Below are 16,989 nucleotides of genomic sequence, written 5' to 3' on the forward strand. Positions count from 1 at the left end.
GCAAACCCACCTGCGTCGCGACGAAGCCCACTCCCACCACCGGCACGCCGACGCCCAAATAGAGGATCACGAAGAAGCTCGACAGCACATCGGCTCGCCGATCCGCCGGCGCCACCGCGTTGATCGCCGTCAGCCCGCCGAGGAACGTCAGTCCCTGCCCCGCTCCGGCTACGACTGTCGCGCCGAGCAACAGCGCCAGCGACGACACGTTCCCTGCTATCGCCAGCGACACCAGCCCCACCGCCAGTAGCGGAAGCCCTGCGATCTCCAGCCCGCGCGCCGATTTCCCGTACCCGACTACCTGCGCGATCGCCGAGCACGCCAGCATCAGCGCCACCGCCGCGCCGCCGAGGAGCAGGTTCTTGCTCCCGGACAGCGTCGCGACGTAGGTCGGAATCAGCGTCAGGAACAGTCCCACCACCGCGAACGCTGCGAAGCACGCCGTCCCGCTCGTCGCGAACTCCGAACGCAGGGCGGCCGGGATCTCCGGACGGCGCGGGCGCCACCGCGTGCGGGCACGGTTCGCCGGCAGCGTCAGCACCAGTGCCACCGCCGGGACCAGCAGCCCGATCTCCAGCGCGAACGGCAGCACGCGCGGCGCCGGCGCGTACTGCGCGAGGAAACCCGCCAGCAGCGGCCCGAGTCCGAGTCCTCCGGCCGTGGCCACCGTCGAGACCAACGCCGCCTTGCGCCGGTCGCCGTGCGGTTCGAGCTCGGTCAGCGTCGCCGTCAGCGGTCCGGTCGCCGCCCCGATCGCGACGCCCTGCAAGATGCGCCCCGCGAACAGCCACCCGGTTCCGGACGCGAACGCGAACACCAGCGCCCCACCCGCCGCCACGAACAGCGCAGGCAGCAGCATGACGCGATACCCGATCGCGTCGGCAGCCGGCCCGACCACCAACAGCGAGGGAATCAGGACCGCGACATAGGCGGTGAAGATCAGCGTCAGCGTCAGCGGCGAGAACCCGAACCGCGCCTCGTAGCCCTTGTACAGGGGTGTCGGCAGATTCGTCCCGGTCAGCAGGATCAGGAAGGTGTAGGCCGTCCCCCAGAACCGGAACCGTTTACCCGCCGCCGTCAGCCCTCCCGAAGCCGACGGCCCAGCATGCGCAGCAGTAAGACGATCGAGCGCCATGAGTCCTCCCGAGAGCATCATGTTCGGATCTGCCGAACATAGCAGATGTTCGAGAATCCCGAACATGATGCCCTACACTGATCCCATGGCCAGCCGCACCGCCACCGACCTCACCCACCCGCCCCGCGCCGCCATGACGTTCACCGCGGTCCTCGCCGCCCTCAGCGACCCCATGCGCCTGGCCATCGTCGCCCGCCTCGCCGACATCGACCCCGACGCCGAACTCCCCTGCGGCGCCATCCAGCTGCCGGTCAGCAAATCCACCCAAAGCGGCCACTTCCGCACCCTCCGCGAAGCCGGCGTCATCCATCAACGCGACGCGGGCACCCGCCGCCTCAACCGCCTCCGCCGCACCGACCTCGACGCCCTCTTCCCCGGCCTCCTGGACCTGGCCATCCCTCAGGGCCGCGACGTCCTCGCCACCTTCTGAGCCTCAGCGCACGGCTCCCACTCGGTGCCGCCACACGCGACAAAACCCCAGCCCACCGCGCCCGATCCGAACAGAAGTTGCACAGTGGCGCCGACCGAGGCAAGCTGGCCGCCACAGCGGTACCGCCTGCCCGATTCCTCAACACGGCGCGCCGCGTTTCCCGCTCAACTCGGCCCGGAACCCGTGCCGACGCTAGTTTGGTGCCCATGGACGCGATCGACGTTGCGGAGCTGGCTTTGAGTCTTCCGGACATTGACCCCTCCCAGCCAAGTCCGGCCCGCATCTACGACTTCTGGCTCGGTGGCAGCCAGAACTTCGAGGCGGACCGCGAAGCCGGCCGCCGTGCCGCCGACGCCATGCCCACGCTGGTCGGCGCGATCCGGGCCAACCGCGCCTTCCTCGGCCGCGTGGTCCGCCACCTGGCTGGCACGGTCGGCGTCAGCCAGTTCCTGGACCTGGGTTCCGGCGTGCCGACCGCGGGCAACGTCCACGAGGTCGCGATGGAGGTCAACCCCGAGGCGCGCGTCGTCTACGTGGACGTCGACCAGGTCGCCATCGCGCACGCCCGCATGCTCCTGTCGCAGACCCCCAACGCCGTGGCGATCCTGGCGGACCTGCGCCGTCCCGACAGCGTCCTGGCGCACCCGCTTCTGGCGCAGACCCTGGACCTGTCCAAGCCGGTCGCCATCTTGATGAACGCGGTCCTGCACTTCGTCCCCGACGAGGACGACCCGGCCGGCATCGTCGCCGCCTACGTCGACGCCTCCGCCCCGGGCAGCTACCTGGCCTTGTCGCACGCCGCCCCGGACCTGGCCCACCCCGGCGAACAGCAGCAGATGCTGGACGACTACCAGCGCTCCACGCGCGTACCGTTCATCAACCGCGAGCCCGAAGTGATCGAGGGCTGGCTGTCCGGCCTGGAGATCCAGCCGCCCGGGATGGTCACCGTCGACCAGTGGCAGCCCGAGCCGAACACCGTCGAGACGCCGATCCTGCGCACCTACGGCGTCCTGGCGCGCAAGCCGACGTCCTAGACGCGACTCCTCCTCAGCGCGCGGGCGCGTTCCCCGCCAGCAGCACAGCCAACAAAAGCAGCACCGACGCGCCCGCCAACTCCACCATCACATTCCGCCGCAACGCGCCTTCGCCCCCGCCGCGCCACGTCGCCACCATCCCGCGCGACCGCCTGGCGACCCCGATCACGCACAACAGGATCGCAACCTTGGCGAGCAGGAGCCGGCCGTAGGTCGTATCGAGCAGCCCGCTCACACTCCCCACCTCCCGCCACCCCTGATACACCCCGGTCACCACCAGCATCGCGACCGCCCCGAGCGCCAACCGCGAGAACCGCCCCACCGCCGCACCCACAACCTGACCCCCACCAGCCAACAGCACCGCCACCACGAACAACCCCCCAACCCACACCGCCATCGCCGTGACATGCACCGTCACCGCAACCATCGCCACCCCCGCCCCACCCCCGGTAGCCGCATGCCCGGTAGCCCCCCACGTAGCCGCCACCGCAACAGTGAAAGCCAACGGCAACCAAGCCCCCCGCGCCCGCCGCAACACCGCATCCCCCACCACAGCCCCCACGGCCAGCACCAAAAGCCGCGCCATGAAAGCATGCCCCTCCCGCGTCCCCACCGTGACCGACAACAAAGACCGATCCAGCAAATGCCCAACCGACAACCCCCGCGCAGCAGGCGCATAAGCAGCCACCTGAATCAGCGTCCCGACAACCAGCAGCGACCACCCGAGCGCCGCCGGCCAGGTCGGGACCGAGGCGGGCGCAGCTGATGCTTCGGCTCGATCGCTCGCGAGAACAGCGGTAGTGCCAGCTGCCTCGGCTTGATCCCCTGCGAGTACACCGGTTGTGCCAGCTGCTTCGGCTTGATCGCCTGCGAGTACACCGGTCGCGCCTGCTGGTTCGGTTCGATCGCTCGCGAGAACACCGGTTGTGCCAGCTGGTTCGGTTCGATTGCTTGCGAGTACACCGGTTGTGCCAGCTGCTTCGGTTCGATCGCTCGCGAGAACACCGGTCGCGCTAGCTGCCTCGGCTTGATCCCCACCGCCGGCTTCTGCCCTGATCTCGGCGCCTGAGCTCCCGGCTTCTGTCCGGAGCCCGGCGTTTGAGTCGCCGACAACCAGGCCGCCTGCTGCCTCGGCGTGTTCCGACCTGGCGCCAGCCCCAGCATCCGCGTCCATGCTGACCGCAGCACCCATCAGCATGCTGCTACTGCTACTGCCGTCCCCGCCCGGCACCTGCTCCCGCCGCCGATACGTGTGCAGCGCCGCGACTCCGCCGACCATCGCCAGTCCCGCGAAGCCGATCCACTGGCCGGCGTCGTAGACCGCGCTGGTGAGCCGGTTGTGTCCGAGTCCTGCCACGCTGGCCGGGGTGCTCGCCGCGCCGACTGCGAACATCACGGTGCCGGAGCTGGCGTGTCCGTCGTCGGCTGCCGTGACCTGCCATACCACCACGAACGTGCCGTGCCGTGCGTCGGGCGCGAGGTTCACCGCCATGCTGTCGGCGCCGGATGTGCCAGGGCGCAGTGCCCCGGCGTCCAGGCGGCGGCCGTCCGGGCCGATCACCTTCACGGCACTCAGCCGCAGCACGATCTCCTCCGAGAACCGCAGCGTCACCTGCGTCGGCTCGCCGCGCACGACAGCACCCTGCGATGGCGTCGCCGACACCAGCTCCGCATGCGCCGAAGCCGGTCCCGCCAGCACCACCACCGCGGCGAAGACCGCCGCGCACACCGTCAGAAACCGTCGCCCCATCCACGACGCCGGTGCCAGCCTCAGTGACATTCCCCTGCCGCCTTCCGCTCGGCCACCACTGTCACGACGCCGCCCCGGTACGCCGCCAGCGTCTGCGCATTAGGCTGGAACTTCCACGCCCCGCCCTCGTAAACCACCGTGCCGCTGCCTGTCGTCGAACCCTGATGCCATTCGATCCGCACGGTCGTCGCGTCCAGATCCGTTGCGAGGTCAACGATGTACGGCTCGCCCAAAGCCGGCCGGCACTCCGTGTTCAGCTGCACAAAGTCGGCCTCACTCAGCGCAGCCTTCCCCGCCGCCGACCACAGCCCCCACGCCTGCCCCCACCCGCCGCCGGACAACAGCCCGAACTCCTGCGTGGCCACCGACCGCGCCCGCACCATCGACGGTCCGGAAACCGCCGAGGCCGACGCAGACCCGTGCGACGTAGACCCCCGCGACCAATTGGCCAACGCCGCATTGACCGCGACCACCACAACCACCGCCGCCAGCAGCACCCACCATCCGAGAGCCCGGCCGCGCAAACCCAGGAGTGCAGCGCGCATCAGTTCAGTCCCTCCCATCGGTGACGGGGCGGCAGCCCACAACCCGCTGCCGCCGCCCCGCCATTTAGCCGAGACCCAGACCCGACCCCGACCTCAGTTCGTCAGCCGGTCCGTCCCGTAGTGCAGCACCATGCTCTGGTTCCCACTCAGGTTCAGGTCCGCCGTGAACCGCAGCGAATCCCGGATCTGCTGGGTCGTGATCGCCGTACTCGGCACCCCGCCCCAGGTGTACGTGAACTTCTGCCCCGGCCCGACCTGGCGCTGGTTCAGCGGCACGTCGTGGAAGCCCAGCCGCGCGACGTAGAACGACGTCCCGTCCCCGCGCGGCACTTCCAGGTAGTCCTGCTGCGGGTGCCCGTAGGCCACCGAGGCCGTGTACGCGTGGTTGTCAGAGCTCGACGGCGCGCGCCAGATCAGCACGGCGCAGTCCGTCGCGAGCGTCTCGGAAGAGGTGTTGGTGAACGTGAACGTCCAGTTCCCGTACCACTGGTCGCCGCTGTATGACACCGCCTCCGACAGCCCGACGTTGCTGCTGAACTGCGTGGTCAGCGGCTCGGCCAGGATCGGGTTCGCGCCGCTGAGCGGGTGGTCGACGCCGTTGGCGCAGCGCTCCAGCGGCGAGCTGTACTGCGAGGGCTGGCCGGTCGGCACCGCCTGGCTGTAGGTGGCGGGCCCGGCCGACACCGCGGAGGTCGCGGTGGTGTCGGCCGCGGCGCTGCCGCCGGTTCCCAGGGCGGCGATCCCGGCCGCGACCGCGGCTGTGGCCAGACCCGCGGCCAGGCCGCGTTTGGTGGAGATGCGTTGCATGCGGGAGTCCTTTCTCCAATGAAGAGCTCCGGCGACGAGCCGAGGGAGCTCATCAGGACGGTCCCGGCCGGCATGCCGGGAACCGGGGTGGTGCCGGTGGCAAGGCGCGGGTGCCCCGTGAGGAACGCCGGGACGTCCGCGTCGACAGCCGCCCCACGTCCCACGACGGCGCCGTGTGCTGAGGGAGTCCGGCGCTGCCGTTGCCCGCACGTCACGTGGAAAGGCGAGTGATGAAGATCCGCATATACGGCGTTTGTGATGCGGATAACCCTTCGTCATGGATGGTCTACTGCCGCACGGAGACCGCGTCAAGGGTTTTCGGCGCCTTGGTCTAGTCCATTAGGTCTAGACCCATGTCAGACCGGTGCGGGAAAGGGGCACGCCAAGGGAGGTGCAAGGGGATCAGTTGATCGGCACACCGCCGATACCTCAACAGCAGCGACCCCCTCCGAGGGGAGGCTCGGCACAGCTTTCGCCTTTCGCGAAGGCCGAAGAATCTGATAGGAGTCACTGTGACTTCCGCTTCGCACTCGCACTCCGCCTCAGACTCCGCCCCAACCTCCACCCCAGACTCCACCGCGAACGCTGCCGCCTCCGGAACCTGGCAGCTCGGCGACCGCACGATCCACCGCCTCGGCTTCGGCGCCATGCGCCTGACCGGCACCGGCGCCTTCCACAACGGCACGCCCCGCGACCGCGCCACCTCCGTCGCCGTCGTCCGGCGCGCCGTCGAACTCGGCGTGAACCACATCGACACCGCGGCCTTCTACTTCTCCGCGCTCCGCTCCGCCAACGAGATCGTCAACGCCGCCCTCGCCCCCTTCGGCGCCGACGAAGTCCTCGTCGCCACCAAGGTGGGCCCGCGCCGCGACCGCGCCGGCGGCTGGGAGGACCCGGCACGCCCCGAGGACCTGCGCGGCGACGTCGAGCAGAACCTGCGCGAACTCGGCCGCGACCACCTGGACCTGGTCTACCTGCGCAACATGGGCTGGGACTCCCTCGCCGACCACTTCGGCGCCCTGGCCGAGCTGCGCGAGGAAGGCCTGATCCGGAACCTGGGCGTCTCCTCGATCTCGACCGAGCAGCTGCACGAGACGCGCGCCATCGCCCCGGTCGTGTCCGTCCAGAACAAGTTCGGCCTCGACGACACCGACTCCCTGGACCTGCTCCGCACCTGCGGCGAACTCGGCATCGCCTTCGTCCCCTTCTTCGCCATCGCCGGCTCCCGCGCCGGCTCCGCCGAAGCCACCTCCGGCCAGGCGCCCGAACCCGAGGAAGACCGCGCAGCCGCGATCGCCGAAGCCCACGGCGTCAGCCCGCAGCAGATCCGCCTAGCCTGGACGCTGTCTCAGGGCCCGCATGTCCTCGCCATCCCCGGAACCGGCGACCTCGCGCACCTGGAGGCGAACATCACCGCCGGCGCGATCCGCCTCACCGACGACGAGCTGGAGCTACTGGCCAAGACCGCCTGACAGCCGTGACGGCACGGCGGCGGGGGAGTGCCCAAACGCGCGCCCTCGCCGCCGACGACGCGATCCGCCTCCGATAACGCGATCCGCCGCCGACCACGCGATCCGCGATCCCCGCCCCCCGCGCCCACCCACGGCGAAAGCCGGGCGGTCGGGCCCGCCCGGCTTTCTCGTTCCGCGTCAGCGGATCAGACCTCCAGCCGCTCGCCGGTGCTCGCCGAGAACAGGTGCGTCTCATGGCCGTGCGGCCGGGCGTAGAGGGTGTCGCCCTTCATCGGGACGGCGCGGGCGTCCACCCGCAGGATCATGTCGACGTCGCGGTCGCCGACGTGCGCGGTCGTGTAGGCGAAGGCGTCGGCGCCGAGCTCCTCGACCAGGTTGACCTCCATGGCGATCGCCCCTTCGGCGTCGCCGACCATCTCGAAGGACTCCGGCCGCACGCCGAGTGTCAGGGTACTGGCACCGGAAGAGGTGGCCACGCCGAGGGCGTCGCGGGAGACCGGGACGACCACGCCGTCCAGCTTCACACCGTCCTCGACGATCGGCACCTCGACGAGGTTCATCGCCGGCGAGCCGATGAAACCGGCGACGAAGACATTCGCAGGCTTCTCATACATGCCGCGCGGAGTGTCGCACTGCTGCAGCAGACCGTCCTTGATGACGGCGACCCGGTCGCCCATCGTCATGGCCTCGACCTGGTCGTGCGTGACGTAGACCGTCGTGATGCCCAGCCGGCGTTGCAGCGAAGCGATCTGCGTACGCGTCTGCACGCGCAGCTTGGCGTCCAGGTTCGACAGCGGCTCGTCCATGAGGAAGACCTTGGGCTCCCGGACGATCGCGCGGCCCATCGCGACACGCTGTCTCTGACCACCGGACAGCGCCTTGGGCTTGCGGCCCAAGTAGTCGGTGAGTTCCAGCAGTTTCGCAGCATCCTGAACACGCTTGGCGATGGCGGCCTTGTCGACCTTCGCGATCTTCAGCGCGAAGCCCATGTTCTCGGCCACGGTCATGTGCGGGTAGAGCGCGTAGTTCTGGAAGACCATCGCGATGTCCCGGTCCTTCGGCGGAAGGTGCGTGACGTCGCGATCGCCGATGAAGATCCCGCCGGAGGACACTTCTTCCAAGCCGGCGAGCATACGCAGTGCGGTGGACTTCCCCGAGCCGGAAGGACCGACCAGAACCAGGAACTCGCCATCGGCGATCTCCAGGTTCAGTTTGTCGACGGCAGGAGTGTCCGACCCGGGATAGATGCAGGACGCGTCCTGATAGAGGACACCAGACATGGCAACCGTACCCTTCTGACCGGCAGGAACGTGCCGGACGATCCAAGTCTGAGGGCCGACCGCGCGCCCGAGGGAAAGGCACGGGCCGTTGTTGTCTTGAAGGTACTCCGAGAATTTACGATGGGAAGTACCGGAACCGCAGAGATTGCCGCACCGCAGGTGGCAGCGGGTGAATCGTTATCCTAAAACCTGCTCGCATCACCACTTCGGCCACGTCCGGCGCCGTCGCGCGCCGTACCGCGCCATCCCGCCGGCGGCTGACTAATCCGGCTCCCAGTCCCGCAACAGCTCGAAGAGGTGCGGGTCGCCGTCGACGGTCAGATCCGTGATCTGAAGCCGGCTATACAGAACCATGACCAACTCCGACGCGGTGCCACGAACAGCTGTGGTGCCCGCCGTCATCGTGGCGGAAGCCGGAACGCGCGTGTGATGCGCGCCATCGGCTGAGAGCGTGAGGCGCCAGGATCGACCCTCAGAGGCCTGAAACTCCAACGCTGCGGGCTCGTGCGGCCAAGGCGTCGAGTTCGCGCAGCAGGTCGACAGGAAGTGCGGGATGCTGTCGAGTGCCACATCGGTCGGCAGGGGCAGCGGGGCGCCGACGGCGTTCTGGGCGTCGTAGGTGTGCACGCTCATCTCGAGCAGCTGGTGCCGGGCGACGACGCCGGCGGTCTGCGGCGAATCCGAGGTGTCCCACCACGTCCAACACGCGGCGTCCGGACCGGCGGCGCGCAACGAGTCCCGCAGCCGCTGTGTCGCCGCAGCGGACCATGCCAGCAAAGCTTCGCGCTCATCCGGCGCGGCGTCCACGAAATCCGACGGGGATCCCGGGGGAGTGTCCGCCGGACCGGCATCGGCGACGGCGGCCCAGAAACTCTGCACCTCGGCCATGTGCCGCACCAGATCCAGCAGCGTCCACTCAGGACACGTCGGCACCTTCACGTCCAGCGCGGGCGCGGACGCGATCGTGGCGCGCAGGGTCGCCGCCTGCTCGCCGAGGAGCCGCAGCAGCTCGGGGAACTCCAGATTCTCGGGCACGGCGCCTGTCTATCACCGCGATTCGCCACCGAGCCACTGGTTAATCGGGGTCCAGAGCGCGGTTACGGGACCACCGTCACCGGCCACTTGCCGGCCTTCACCAGCCGCACCGCGACCGAGCCGACGATCCGGTGCCCGGTCTTCTGCGAGGCGCCGATCACCACGGCGTCGGCCCGCAGCTTCACCGCGAAGTCGCACAGCCCGCGGAACGGATCGCCCTCGCCGGTGTAGAACTCCCAGCGTGCGACGGTGCCCACCGGCAGGCGCTCTATGGCCTCCTCCATCTGGCGGCGCAGATCCTCGGCGGTGGCGCGGCCGGCGGCGATCATCTCCGAGGCGGCCGAAGCCGAGACGCTGGCCGGGTAGGGCTGGATGAAGACCAGCGCCAGCTTCGCGCCCTGGCGGCGGGCCAGGCCCGCGGCATACGCGGCGGCGCGGACGGAGCTCTCGGAGCCGTCGACGCCCGCCATGATCACGAGCGGCCCGTCCGTACCCAGTTCGAACATTTTTGCGACTCCCGGCATATGGAGGTGGAGGAGAGCGGCTCGTGAGGACCTCGTGCGTTGTCACCACCGAGCATACGGATCGCGCGCTAGTACGGTGATCTCATGCGTATCTGTGTCTTCCTCTCCGCCGCCGACCTCGACGAGCGCTACACCGGTCCGGCCCGCGACTTCGCCGAGCGGCTCGGCAAGGGCGGCCACACGCTGGTCTGGGGCGGCTCGGACGTCGGCTTGATGAAGGTCCTCGCCGACGGCGTCCGGGACAGCGGCGGCCGGCTGGTCGGGGTGTCGGTCCAGTTCTTGGCCAGCGCCGTGCGCGCCGAGGCCGACGAGATGGTGGTCGCCGCCGACCTCGCCGAGCGCAAGAAACTGTTGCTGGAGAAGGCCGACGCGGTGGTGGTGATGGTCGGCGGCACCGGCACGCTGGACGAGGCCACCGAGATCCTGGAGCTGAAGAAGCACGGCCACACCGCCAAGCCGGTCGTCCTGCTCAACACCGCGGGCTTCTACGACGGTCTGAAGCAGCAGTTCCAGCGCATGGAGGCCGAGGGCTTCCTGCCGGTGCCGCTGGCCGATCTGGTCTACTTCGCCGACGAGCCCGCCGCCGCGCTGGCATATCTGGAGTCTGCGACACCCGCCTGACACCTCGCGAGGCATTCTCGAAAGAGTGATGATGAGCGGGTTTTTCGCGGATATGTCAGCGATGCTTTGAGCCCGCTTTTTTCGCCACTTTCGCCAGGTGTCCCATCGCTGGTCAAGGCCATGGCGCATTGCTACGTTGCGCCTCGATGACCCCTTTGGCGAGCCCTGTCTCGATATTGTGTGCGGTACTCGGCACCCTTCCGGTGTCGGCCTTGTTCTCCGGCACGGACTGCCATCATCCGCGCCTGGAGTTGTCGGTCACGGTGAACGGACGCCCGGCGTCCCCGGATCCGCTGATCAGAACCGGGAATCCGGTCCGCGTCGTCTACCGGATCACCAATCCCGACGACCGGGACGTCCTCGACGTCCACCTGGCGGCGCCGGGCGAGACGATCGTCTGCCCCTCCGGCAGCGCCGACGTCCCGAGGCTGGACGACCACAGCAGCGTGGTCTGCGTGGCCGTGCTCACCGCCGCGCCCGGCGTCCACGACGGCACGGCCACCGCGACCGGGCACGTCAGGGACGGCTGGCCGTTCGATGACGACGACGGTCACGGCCTCGGCCACGGCCATGGCGACGACGATTGGGACCGTTCGGTCACCGCCTCGACAGCCGTGGGCTACCGGGGAGTCGGAGGGCTGATATCCGCGACCGACTCGGTCTCGGTGACGCCGACCGCCAGCGGTGGCAAGGCAACCCTCGTCTATACGGTCACTGATACCGGCAACCTCCCGGTCTATGACGTCGTGCTGTCCGACCCGCTGGTCCCGTCCGGCCGGATCACCTGCACCGGACTGTCTGCCGGAATCCAACCCGGTGCGACGGCTCATTGCGAAGCGGTCGTGGACCTGGCTCCCGGTTCGCATATCAGCACTCTGTCGGTCAATGCGAGCGACCACACCTCGACCGCCGGATCCAGCGGTTCCTCGGTCCCGCCGCCGACCCTGTCGGCCTCTGCGGCAGCCAGATTCACCGTGGTCGCGCTGCCACCCCCGCCGCCGCGTCCCTCGCCTTCGCCGACGCCGACCCCCACGCCGACACCGGTTCCCCCGCCGCCGTCGACCCCGCCGCGTCCATCCGCGCCGCGTCCGACGCCGACCCCCACGCCGACGCCGACACCCACCCCCACGCCGACCCCGCGCCCGACGCCAACGCCGACACCGACGCCGCGTTCCACGCCGCCGGCGCCGTCCCCGAGCCAGACGACGATCCCGCCGGTGGCCAAGCCGGAGCAGCTGTCGCGCCCCGGAGTCAAGACGTCCTTGTTCCTCCTCGTGATGATGATGCCGGCTGCCGGCGCCGCCGCGGTCCTCGCGGCGCGTCGCAAATAGACCCGCGGGAGAGCGGCGAATGTCGAATGTGGTCAGTGGTCTGATCGTCGTGGCCGTCGCAGGCCTGATCGGTGCGGTGGGCCTGTTCGTGCGGCTCCGCGTGTTCCCGGGGAAGGAGGACGAGGAGCGCGAGGACGTCGCCGGCTACGTGACCATGATGGTCGGCGTCATGTTCGCCCTGGTCCTCGCCCTGGCGCTGGTCTCGGTGTGGGAGGACAAGGACAGTGCCGAGGGGCACGTCGCCTCCGAGGCGAGCAGCCTGAACGAGACCTACCTGCTCGGCGCCTCGATGCTGCCCGCCGACCAGGAGAAGATCCAGGCGGCGGCTTCGGCCTACGCCGGTTACGTCGTCCACACTGAGTTTCCGAAGATGCGGTCGGGCAAGGAGGTCGACGACACCGGCTGGCAGCTCCTGACCAACGTGCGCACATCGTTCCTGAACGCCAACGTCTCCACGCCCGCGCGCCAAGCCGTCCTGTCGGACGCGACGACGCAAATCAGCAACCTGGCAGACGCCCGGCGCGGACGCCTGGAGGACGCCGACAAACGCATGCCGTCGGTGCTGTGGATCGGGCTCATCCTCGGCGGTGTGCTCACCGTCGCGATGACGTTCATCTACGGGATCGAGCAACGCTTCACGCACGTCGGCATGGTGATGGGAATGGCGGCGATGATCGGATTCGTCCTGATCCTGATCTACAACCTCGACAATCCCTTCAACTCCGGCACGGGAGCCGATTCGGCGCCGTTCACCAGCTACTTCCCCTAAGAGATCTCCCTATCAGGGCCCGATGACACGACCGGGCAATGACGGAACTAGGTCAACTGTCTCAGTCGATTGTCCGCAAGCCCTTCCGCAACGTGTTACTCGGTAGTAGCGTGCGCCGCGCCACACATCCCGGAAGGAGACCGAGCATGCACATCCGTGCCCGAACGATGGCCGCGGCGGTGACCGCGCTGGTAGTCGGCGGGGCTCTCGCGGTGCCCGCGGTGACGGCCTCGGCCGCCTCCGCGGGAGCGGCCAGGGCGAAGGCGGCCACGATCTCCGCCTCCGGCGCCGCCGACTACTGCCTGGGTCAGTGCAATGACATCCTGCCGCCCGGCGAGAACGGCAGCGCCACGACCGCGCAGATCCTGTGGTTCAAGGCCACCGGCAACCGCCCGGCGAACACCGACGACCAGCTCGGCAAGTACGCCGGCCTGGTCGACAGCTACACCGGCCTGACCAACGGGAACCTGGGGAACTTCTTCAACAGCTCCTCCTTCGGCGTCCCGGCCAACCAGGTCGCCAGCACCCTGAACCCGGGCGGCCGCAGCGACGTCACCATCACCCGCGACAAGCAGGACATCCCGCACATCTACGGGACGACCCGCTCCGGCGGCGAGTACGGCGCGGGCTACGCCGCGGGCCAGGACCGGCTGTGGATGATGGACGTCTTCCGGCACGTCGGGCGCGGTGAACTCTCCGGCTTCGCCGGCGGCGCGGCCGGCAACCGCCAGCTGGAGCAGCAGTTCTACCTCAACGGCGCCTACACCGAACCCGATCTGCAGGCGCAGGTCGACCGGGTGAAGAACAGCGGGACGCGCGGCGCGCAGGCCTACCAGGACATGACGGACTACCTGGCCGGGCTCAACCAGTACATCGCCGACGTGAAGGCCGGCGACGACTTCCCCGGCGAGTACGACCTCACCGGCAACGCCAACATCCTCACCGGCGACGGCATCCAGAACTTCCAGCCCACCGACCTGGTCGCGATCGGCTCGGTCGTCGGCGCGCTGTTCGGTGCCGGCGGCGGCAACCAGGTCGCCTCCGCGCTGGTCAAGGAAGCCGCCGAGGCCAAGTACGGGACCGCGCAGGGCGACCAGATCTGGAACGCCTTCCGCGAGGAGAACGACCCCGAGGCGAACCTGACGCTGCACAACGGGCAGTCGTTCCCGTTCAACGGGAGCCCGGCGAACCCCTCCGGCGTGGCGATGCCCGACGCGGGATCGGTGACGCCGCAACAGGTCGTCTTCGACCCCACCGGTTCGGCGGCTTCAGGCGCGGCGGCTTCGAATGCGACGGCCTCGAACGCCAAGACATCGACGGTTCCGACGACCGCGACCGGCTCGGCCGCGGCCAAGTCCGCGACGTCCGCCGCCAACCTCAAGGCGAATCCGGCGCTGGGCAAGGAAACCAACGCGATGGCCAACGGCGTGTTGCCGGCCGGGCTGTTCAAGACCAAGCGCGGTATGTCCAACGCGCTGGTGGTCTCGGGTCAATACACTGACACCGGGAACCCGGTCGCCGTCTTCGGTCCGCAGACCGGCTACTTCGCCCCGCAGCTGCTCATGCTGGAGGAGATTCAGGCTCCTGGTATCAGTGCCCGTGGAGCCGCCTTCGCCGGTCTGAACTTCTACGTCGAGCTCGGCCGCGGCGCCGACTACTCCTGGAGCGCCACCTCGGCGGGCCAGGACATCATCGACACCTACGCCGTGACGCTGTGCAACACCGACGGATCGCCGGCGACCAAGAACTCCAACGCCTACCTGTACAACGGCGTCTGCACGCCGATGCAGCAGATCGAGCGTGACGACTCCTGGAGCCCGACCATCGCCGACAGCACACCGGCGGGGTCGTACAAACTCATCGCGTTCCGGACCAACTTCGGCATCGTGCAATCGCGCGCCACGATCGGCGGCAAACCGGTCGCCTACACCTCGTTGCGCTCCACGTACCAACACGAGGTCGATACCATCGTCGGCTTCCAGATGTTCAACGACCCGAGCGTGGTGACCGGTCCGGCCGGCTTCCAGCAGGCGGCGTCGAACATCACCTACACGTTCAACTGGTTCTACGTCGACTCCCAGCACACGGCGTACTACAACTCGGGTTTGAACCCGACGCGCCCGGCCAACGACGACCCGAACCTGCCGATCACCGCCGACGCCGCGCACCAGTGGCTGAACTGGGATCCGAGCACGAACACGGTGGCCAACACCGCGTTCTCGGCGCATCCGAACTCCGTGGACCAGGACTACTACGAGTCCTGGAACAACAAGATCGCCCAGAACTACACCGTCTCGGGCTTCGGCGACGGCTCGATCTACCGCAGCAATCTGCTCGACGAGCGCATCAAGGGTCTGATCACCTCCGGGACCAAGGTCACCCGCGCCTCGCTGACCAAGGCGATGGAGGACGCGGCCGTCACCGACCTGCGCGGTGAGGAGCTGCTGCCGAAACTGCTGCAGGTGATCGGCACCCCGACCGATCCGACGCAGGCTGCCGCCGTGAACGAGCTGAAAACCTGGCTCGCCGACGGCACCAAGCGCAAGGAGAGCGCGGCCGGCAACAAGACCTACGCCGACTCCGACGCGATCCGCATCATGGACGCCTGGTGGCCGCTGCTGGTGCAGGCCGAGTTCCAGCCCGGTATGGGCGCGAGCCTGTACTCGGCGATGACCGGCGTGCTCTCGGTGGACGACTCGCCGTACGGCGGCTCGGAAGCCGGCGTGTCGCACAAGGGCTCCTCGTTCCAGTCCGGCTGGTACTCCTACGTCGACAAGGATCTGCGCTCCGTGCTCGGCCAGCCGGTTTCCGGCGGCCTGACGCAGACCTTCTGCGGCGGCGGCAACCTGGCACAGTGCCGCACGGCGCTGCTGTCCGCGCTGTCCACCGCGGCGGCGACCCCGGCGACCAGCGTCTACCCGGCCGACTCGGTCTGCTCCGCCGGCGACCAGTGGTGCGCCGACTCCATCGAGCAGGACCCGCTGGGCGGCATCACCGACGCGCAGAGCAACTGGCAGAACCGGCCGACGTTCCAGCAGGTCGTGCAGTACCCCTCGCACCGCGGTGTGAACGCCGCCGACCTGGCGACGCAGGGCGCTGCGACAGCCTCCAGCGCACAGTCCGGCTACCCGGCGCAGAACGCCGTCACCGGCAACGGCGCCAACCGCTGGGCCAGCAACTGGGACGACAACGAGTGGCTGCAGGTGGACCTCGGCTCGGTGAAGCAGGTCGGACGCGCGATCCTGAACTGGGAGACCGCTTACGGCAAGGCGTACGACATCCAGGTCTCCACCGACGGCAAGACCTGGCGCACCGTCTACGCCACGACCACCGGCGACGGCGGCCAGGACGTGGACAGCTTCCCGGCGACCCAGGCGCGCTATGTGCGGATGCAGGGAGTCCAACGCGCCACCGGTTGGGGTTACTCTCTGTACCAGTTCCAGGTCTACGCCCAGTAGGCCCACCGACCAGCACCACTGCCACCCCACACGGCCTCGCCCGGACCGCGACCCGCGGTCCGGGCGAGGCCGGTCGGGGCGTGAGGGCGTGGCGTGGGCCGCGCCGGTGCGTTCCAGCGCACGAGTATTGGGGATGATCAGCGGATGCCGCGCATAGCCGTCGACGAACGCCGGGGACTGCTCGTCGAGGCGGCGATCCGCGTGATGGTGCGCGACGGCGTGGCCAAGGCCACGACCCGCTCGATCGTCGCCGAGGCCGGCATGGCGCTCGCGGCCTTCCACTACAGCTTCCGCTCCAAGCAGGAACTCCTGGAGCACGTCATCGAGACCATCACCGCCCACACCCTCGACCTCGCCGTCGAAGTCCTCGTCGGCGACGGCAGCGCCGAGGACAAAGTCCGCTCCGCCCTGGACACCTACTGGCGCCACGTCATCACCAACCCCGGCGAACACCGCGTCACCTACGAACTGACGCAATACGCCCTACGCCACCCCGGCCTGGCGACAATAGCCAGGCGCCAGTACGAGGCATACATCGCCGCCGCGTCCAAACTCATCGAATCCCTGGACGTGTCCTGGAAGGCACCGACCCCGGTCATCGCCCGCTACCTGATCTCCGTCATGGACGGCATGACCCTCCTGTGGCTGAACGAAGGCGACGACGCCTCCTGCCGCGCCGCGCTGAACCTGGCCGGCGACCACCTGGTGAGTCTGATCGCATCCAGGGCTTGATATCGTCGCGCTGGATCGAAAGCGCGGTCGACACAGCTCGCGTTCGAGAGCTGATATACATCGATA

At 68.9% G+C, this 16,989-nt stretch carries 14 protein-coding genes and 1 pseudogene; 8 read left to right on the forward strand and 7 right to left on the reverse strand.

Translation table 11 applies throughout. The features are described from left to right. Positions 1-61: 61 nt before the first annotated feature. Positions 62-1,201, reverse strand: a pseudogene (locus CACI_RS52375) (MFS transporter); the annotation flags it as partial. A gap of 19 nt (positions 1,202-1,220) precedes the next feature. Here CACI_RS52375 and CACI_RS15915 point away from each other — a divergent pair. Both CACI_RS15915 and CACI_RS15920 read left to right on the forward strand, forming a co-directional pair. Next, positions 1,221-1,565: an ArsR/SmtB family transcription factor gene (locus tag CACI_RS15915; RefSeq protein WP_041540278.1), complete on the forward strand. Its 345-nt coding sequence runs from the start codon at positions 1,221-1,223 to the stop codon at positions 1,563-1,565. Positions 1,566-1,771: 206 nt separating this feature from the next. Further along, complete coding sequence (locus CACI_RS15920; protein WP_012787401.1) at positions 1,772-2,599, forward strand: SAM-dependent methyltransferase; 828 nt, start codon at positions 1,772-1,774, stop codon at positions 2,597-2,599. Positions 2,600-2,612: 13 nt separating this feature from the next. Here CACI_RS15920 and CACI_RS47905 read toward each other — a convergent pair whose 3' ends face one another. The 3 genes from CACI_RS47905 to CACI_RS15935 form a co-directional block, all read right to left on the reverse strand. Further along, entirely contained in the window at positions 2,613-4,379 is a 1,767-nt protein-coding gene (locus tag CACI_RS47905; protein ID WP_012787402.1) for a copper resistance CopC/CopD family protein, read from the reverse strand. Continuing rightward, a complete protein-coding gene (locus CACI_RS15930; RefSeq protein WP_012787403.1) occupies positions 4,370-4,894 on the reverse strand; it encodes a hypothetical protein in 525 nt (174 codons plus the stop codon). The genes CACI_RS47905 and CACI_RS15930 overlap by 10 nt, the downstream gene beginning before the upstream one ends. 93 nt (positions 4,895-4,987) lie before the next feature. Continuing rightward, positions 4,988-5,701 (reverse strand): hypothetical protein, encoded by a 714-nt coding sequence (locus CACI_RS15935; RefSeq protein ID WP_012787404.1) that lies wholly within the window; start codon positions 5,699-5,701, stop codon positions 4,988-4,990. A gap of 512 nt (positions 5,702-6,213) precedes the next feature. On the opposite strand from CACI_RS15935, the gene CACI_RS15940 reads away from it, so the two are divergent. Continuing rightward, positions 6,214-7,173, forward strand: a complete 960-nt coding sequence (locus tag CACI_RS15940) for an aldo/keto reductase (protein WP_012787405.1) — start codon at positions 6,214-6,216, stop codon at positions 7,171-7,173. Between the two features lie 185 nt (positions 7,174-7,358). On the opposite strand, the gene CACI_RS15945 is transcribed toward CACI_RS15940, so the two are convergent. The 3 genes from CACI_RS15945 to CACI_RS15955 all read right to left on the reverse strand — a co-directional run bounded on the left by CACI_RS15945 (position 7,359) and on the right by CACI_RS15955 (position 9,994). Next, the gene (locus tag CACI_RS15945; protein WP_012787406.1) at positions 7,359-8,453 is read right to left on the reverse strand and encodes an ABC transporter ATP-binding protein; all 1,095 of its coding nucleotides are present in this window, start codon (positions 8,451-8,453) and stop codon (positions 7,359-7,361) included. 261 nt (positions 8,454-8,714) lie between these two features. Next, the gene (locus CACI_RS15950; RefSeq protein ID WP_012787407.1) at positions 8,715-9,488 is read right to left on the reverse strand and encodes a maleylpyruvate isomerase family mycothiol-dependent enzyme; all 774 of its coding nucleotides are present in this window, start codon (positions 9,486-9,488) and stop codon (positions 8,715-8,717) included. A gap of 62 nt (positions 9,489-9,550) precedes the next feature. Further along, a complete protein-coding gene (locus CACI_RS15955) occupies positions 9,551-9,994 on the reverse strand; it encodes a universal stress protein (protein ID WP_012787408.1) in 444 nt (147 codons plus the stop codon). Between the two features lie 102 nt (positions 9,995-10,096). On the opposite strand from CACI_RS15955, the gene CACI_RS15960 reads away from it, so the two are divergent. The 5 genes from CACI_RS15960 (at position 10,097) to CACI_RS15980 (ending at position 16,923) form a co-directional block, all read left to right on the forward strand. After that, positions 10,097-10,633, forward strand: coding sequence for an LOG family protein (locus CACI_RS15960; RefSeq protein WP_012787409.1), 537 nt, complete (start codon positions 10,097-10,099; stop codon positions 10,631-10,633). A 146-nt stretch (positions 10,634-10,779) separates the two neighbouring features. Then, entirely contained in the window at positions 10,780-11,964 is a 1,185-nt protein-coding gene (locus CACI_RS51190; RefSeq protein WP_012787410.1) for a hypothetical protein, read from the forward strand. Between the two features lie 19 nt (positions 11,965-11,983). After that, entirely contained in the window at positions 11,984-12,733 is a 750-nt protein-coding gene (locus CACI_RS15970; RefSeq protein WP_012787411.1) for a bestrophin-like domain, read from the forward strand. 146 nt (positions 12,734-12,879) lie between these two features. Then, positions 12,880-16,191, forward strand: a complete 3,312-nt coding sequence (locus CACI_RS15975) for a penicillin acylase family protein (RefSeq protein ID WP_012787412.1) — start codon at positions 12,880-12,882, stop codon at positions 16,189-16,191. A gap of 144 nt (positions 16,192-16,335) precedes the next feature. Beyond that, complete coding sequence (locus CACI_RS15980; protein WP_012787413.1) at positions 16,336-16,923, forward strand: TetR/AcrR family transcriptional regulator; 588 nt, start codon at positions 16,336-16,338, stop codon at positions 16,921-16,923. Positions 16,924-16,989 lie beyond the last annotated feature (66 nt).

Source organism: Catenulispora acidiphila DSM 44928 (assembly GCF_000024025.1).
Classification (GTDB): Bacteria; Actinomycetota; Actinomycetes; order Streptomycetales; family Catenulisporaceae; genus Catenulispora; species Catenulispora acidiphila.

Coding starts and splice junctions, on each gene's coding strand:
- CACI_RS15945 (WP_012787406.1), bottom strand. CDS start 8,453: ATGTCTGGTGTCCTCTATCAGGACGCGTCCTGCATCTATCCCGGGTCG.
- CACI_RS51190 (WP_012787410.1), top strand. CDS start 10,780: ATGACCCCTTTGGCGAGCCCTGTCTCGATATTGTGTGCGGTACTCGGC.
- CACI_RS15975 (WP_012787412.1), top strand. CDS start 12,880: ATGCACATCCGTGCCCGAACGATGGCCGCGGCGGTGACCGCGCTGGTA.
- CACI_RS15960 (WP_012787409.1), top strand. CDS start 10,097: ATGCGTATCTGTGTCTTCCTCTCCGCCGCCGACCTCGACGAGCGCTAC.
- CACI_RS15920 (WP_012787401.1), top strand. CDS start 1,772: ATGGACGCGATCGACGTTGCGGAGCTGGCTTTGAGTCTTCCGGACATT.
- CACI_RS15930 (WP_012787403.1), bottom strand. CDS start 4,894: ATGCGCGCTGCACTCCTGGGTTTGCGCGGCCGGGCTCTCGGATGGTGG.
- CACI_RS15980 (WP_012787413.1), top strand. CDS start 16,336: ATGCCGCGCATAGCCGTCGACGAACGCCGGGGACTGCTCGTCGAGGCG.
- CACI_RS15955 (WP_012787408.1), bottom strand. CDS start 9,994: ATGTTCGAACTGGGTACGGACGGGCCGCTCGTGATCATGGCGGGCGTC.
- CACI_RS15935 (WP_012787404.1), bottom strand. CDS start 5,701: ATGCAACGCATCTCCACCAAACGCGGCCTGGCCGCGGGTCTGGCCACA.
- CACI_RS15915 (WP_041540278.1), top strand. CDS start 1,221: ATGGCCAGCCGCACCGCCACCGACCTCACCCACCCGCCCCGCGCCGCC.
- CACI_RS15970 (WP_012787411.1), top strand. CDS start 11,984: ATGTCGAATGTGGTCAGTGGTCTGATCGTCGTGGCCGTCGCAGGCCTG.
- CACI_RS47905 (WP_012787402.1), bottom strand. CDS start 4,379: ATGTCACTGAGGCTGGCACCGGCGTCGTGGATGGGGCGACGGTTTCTG.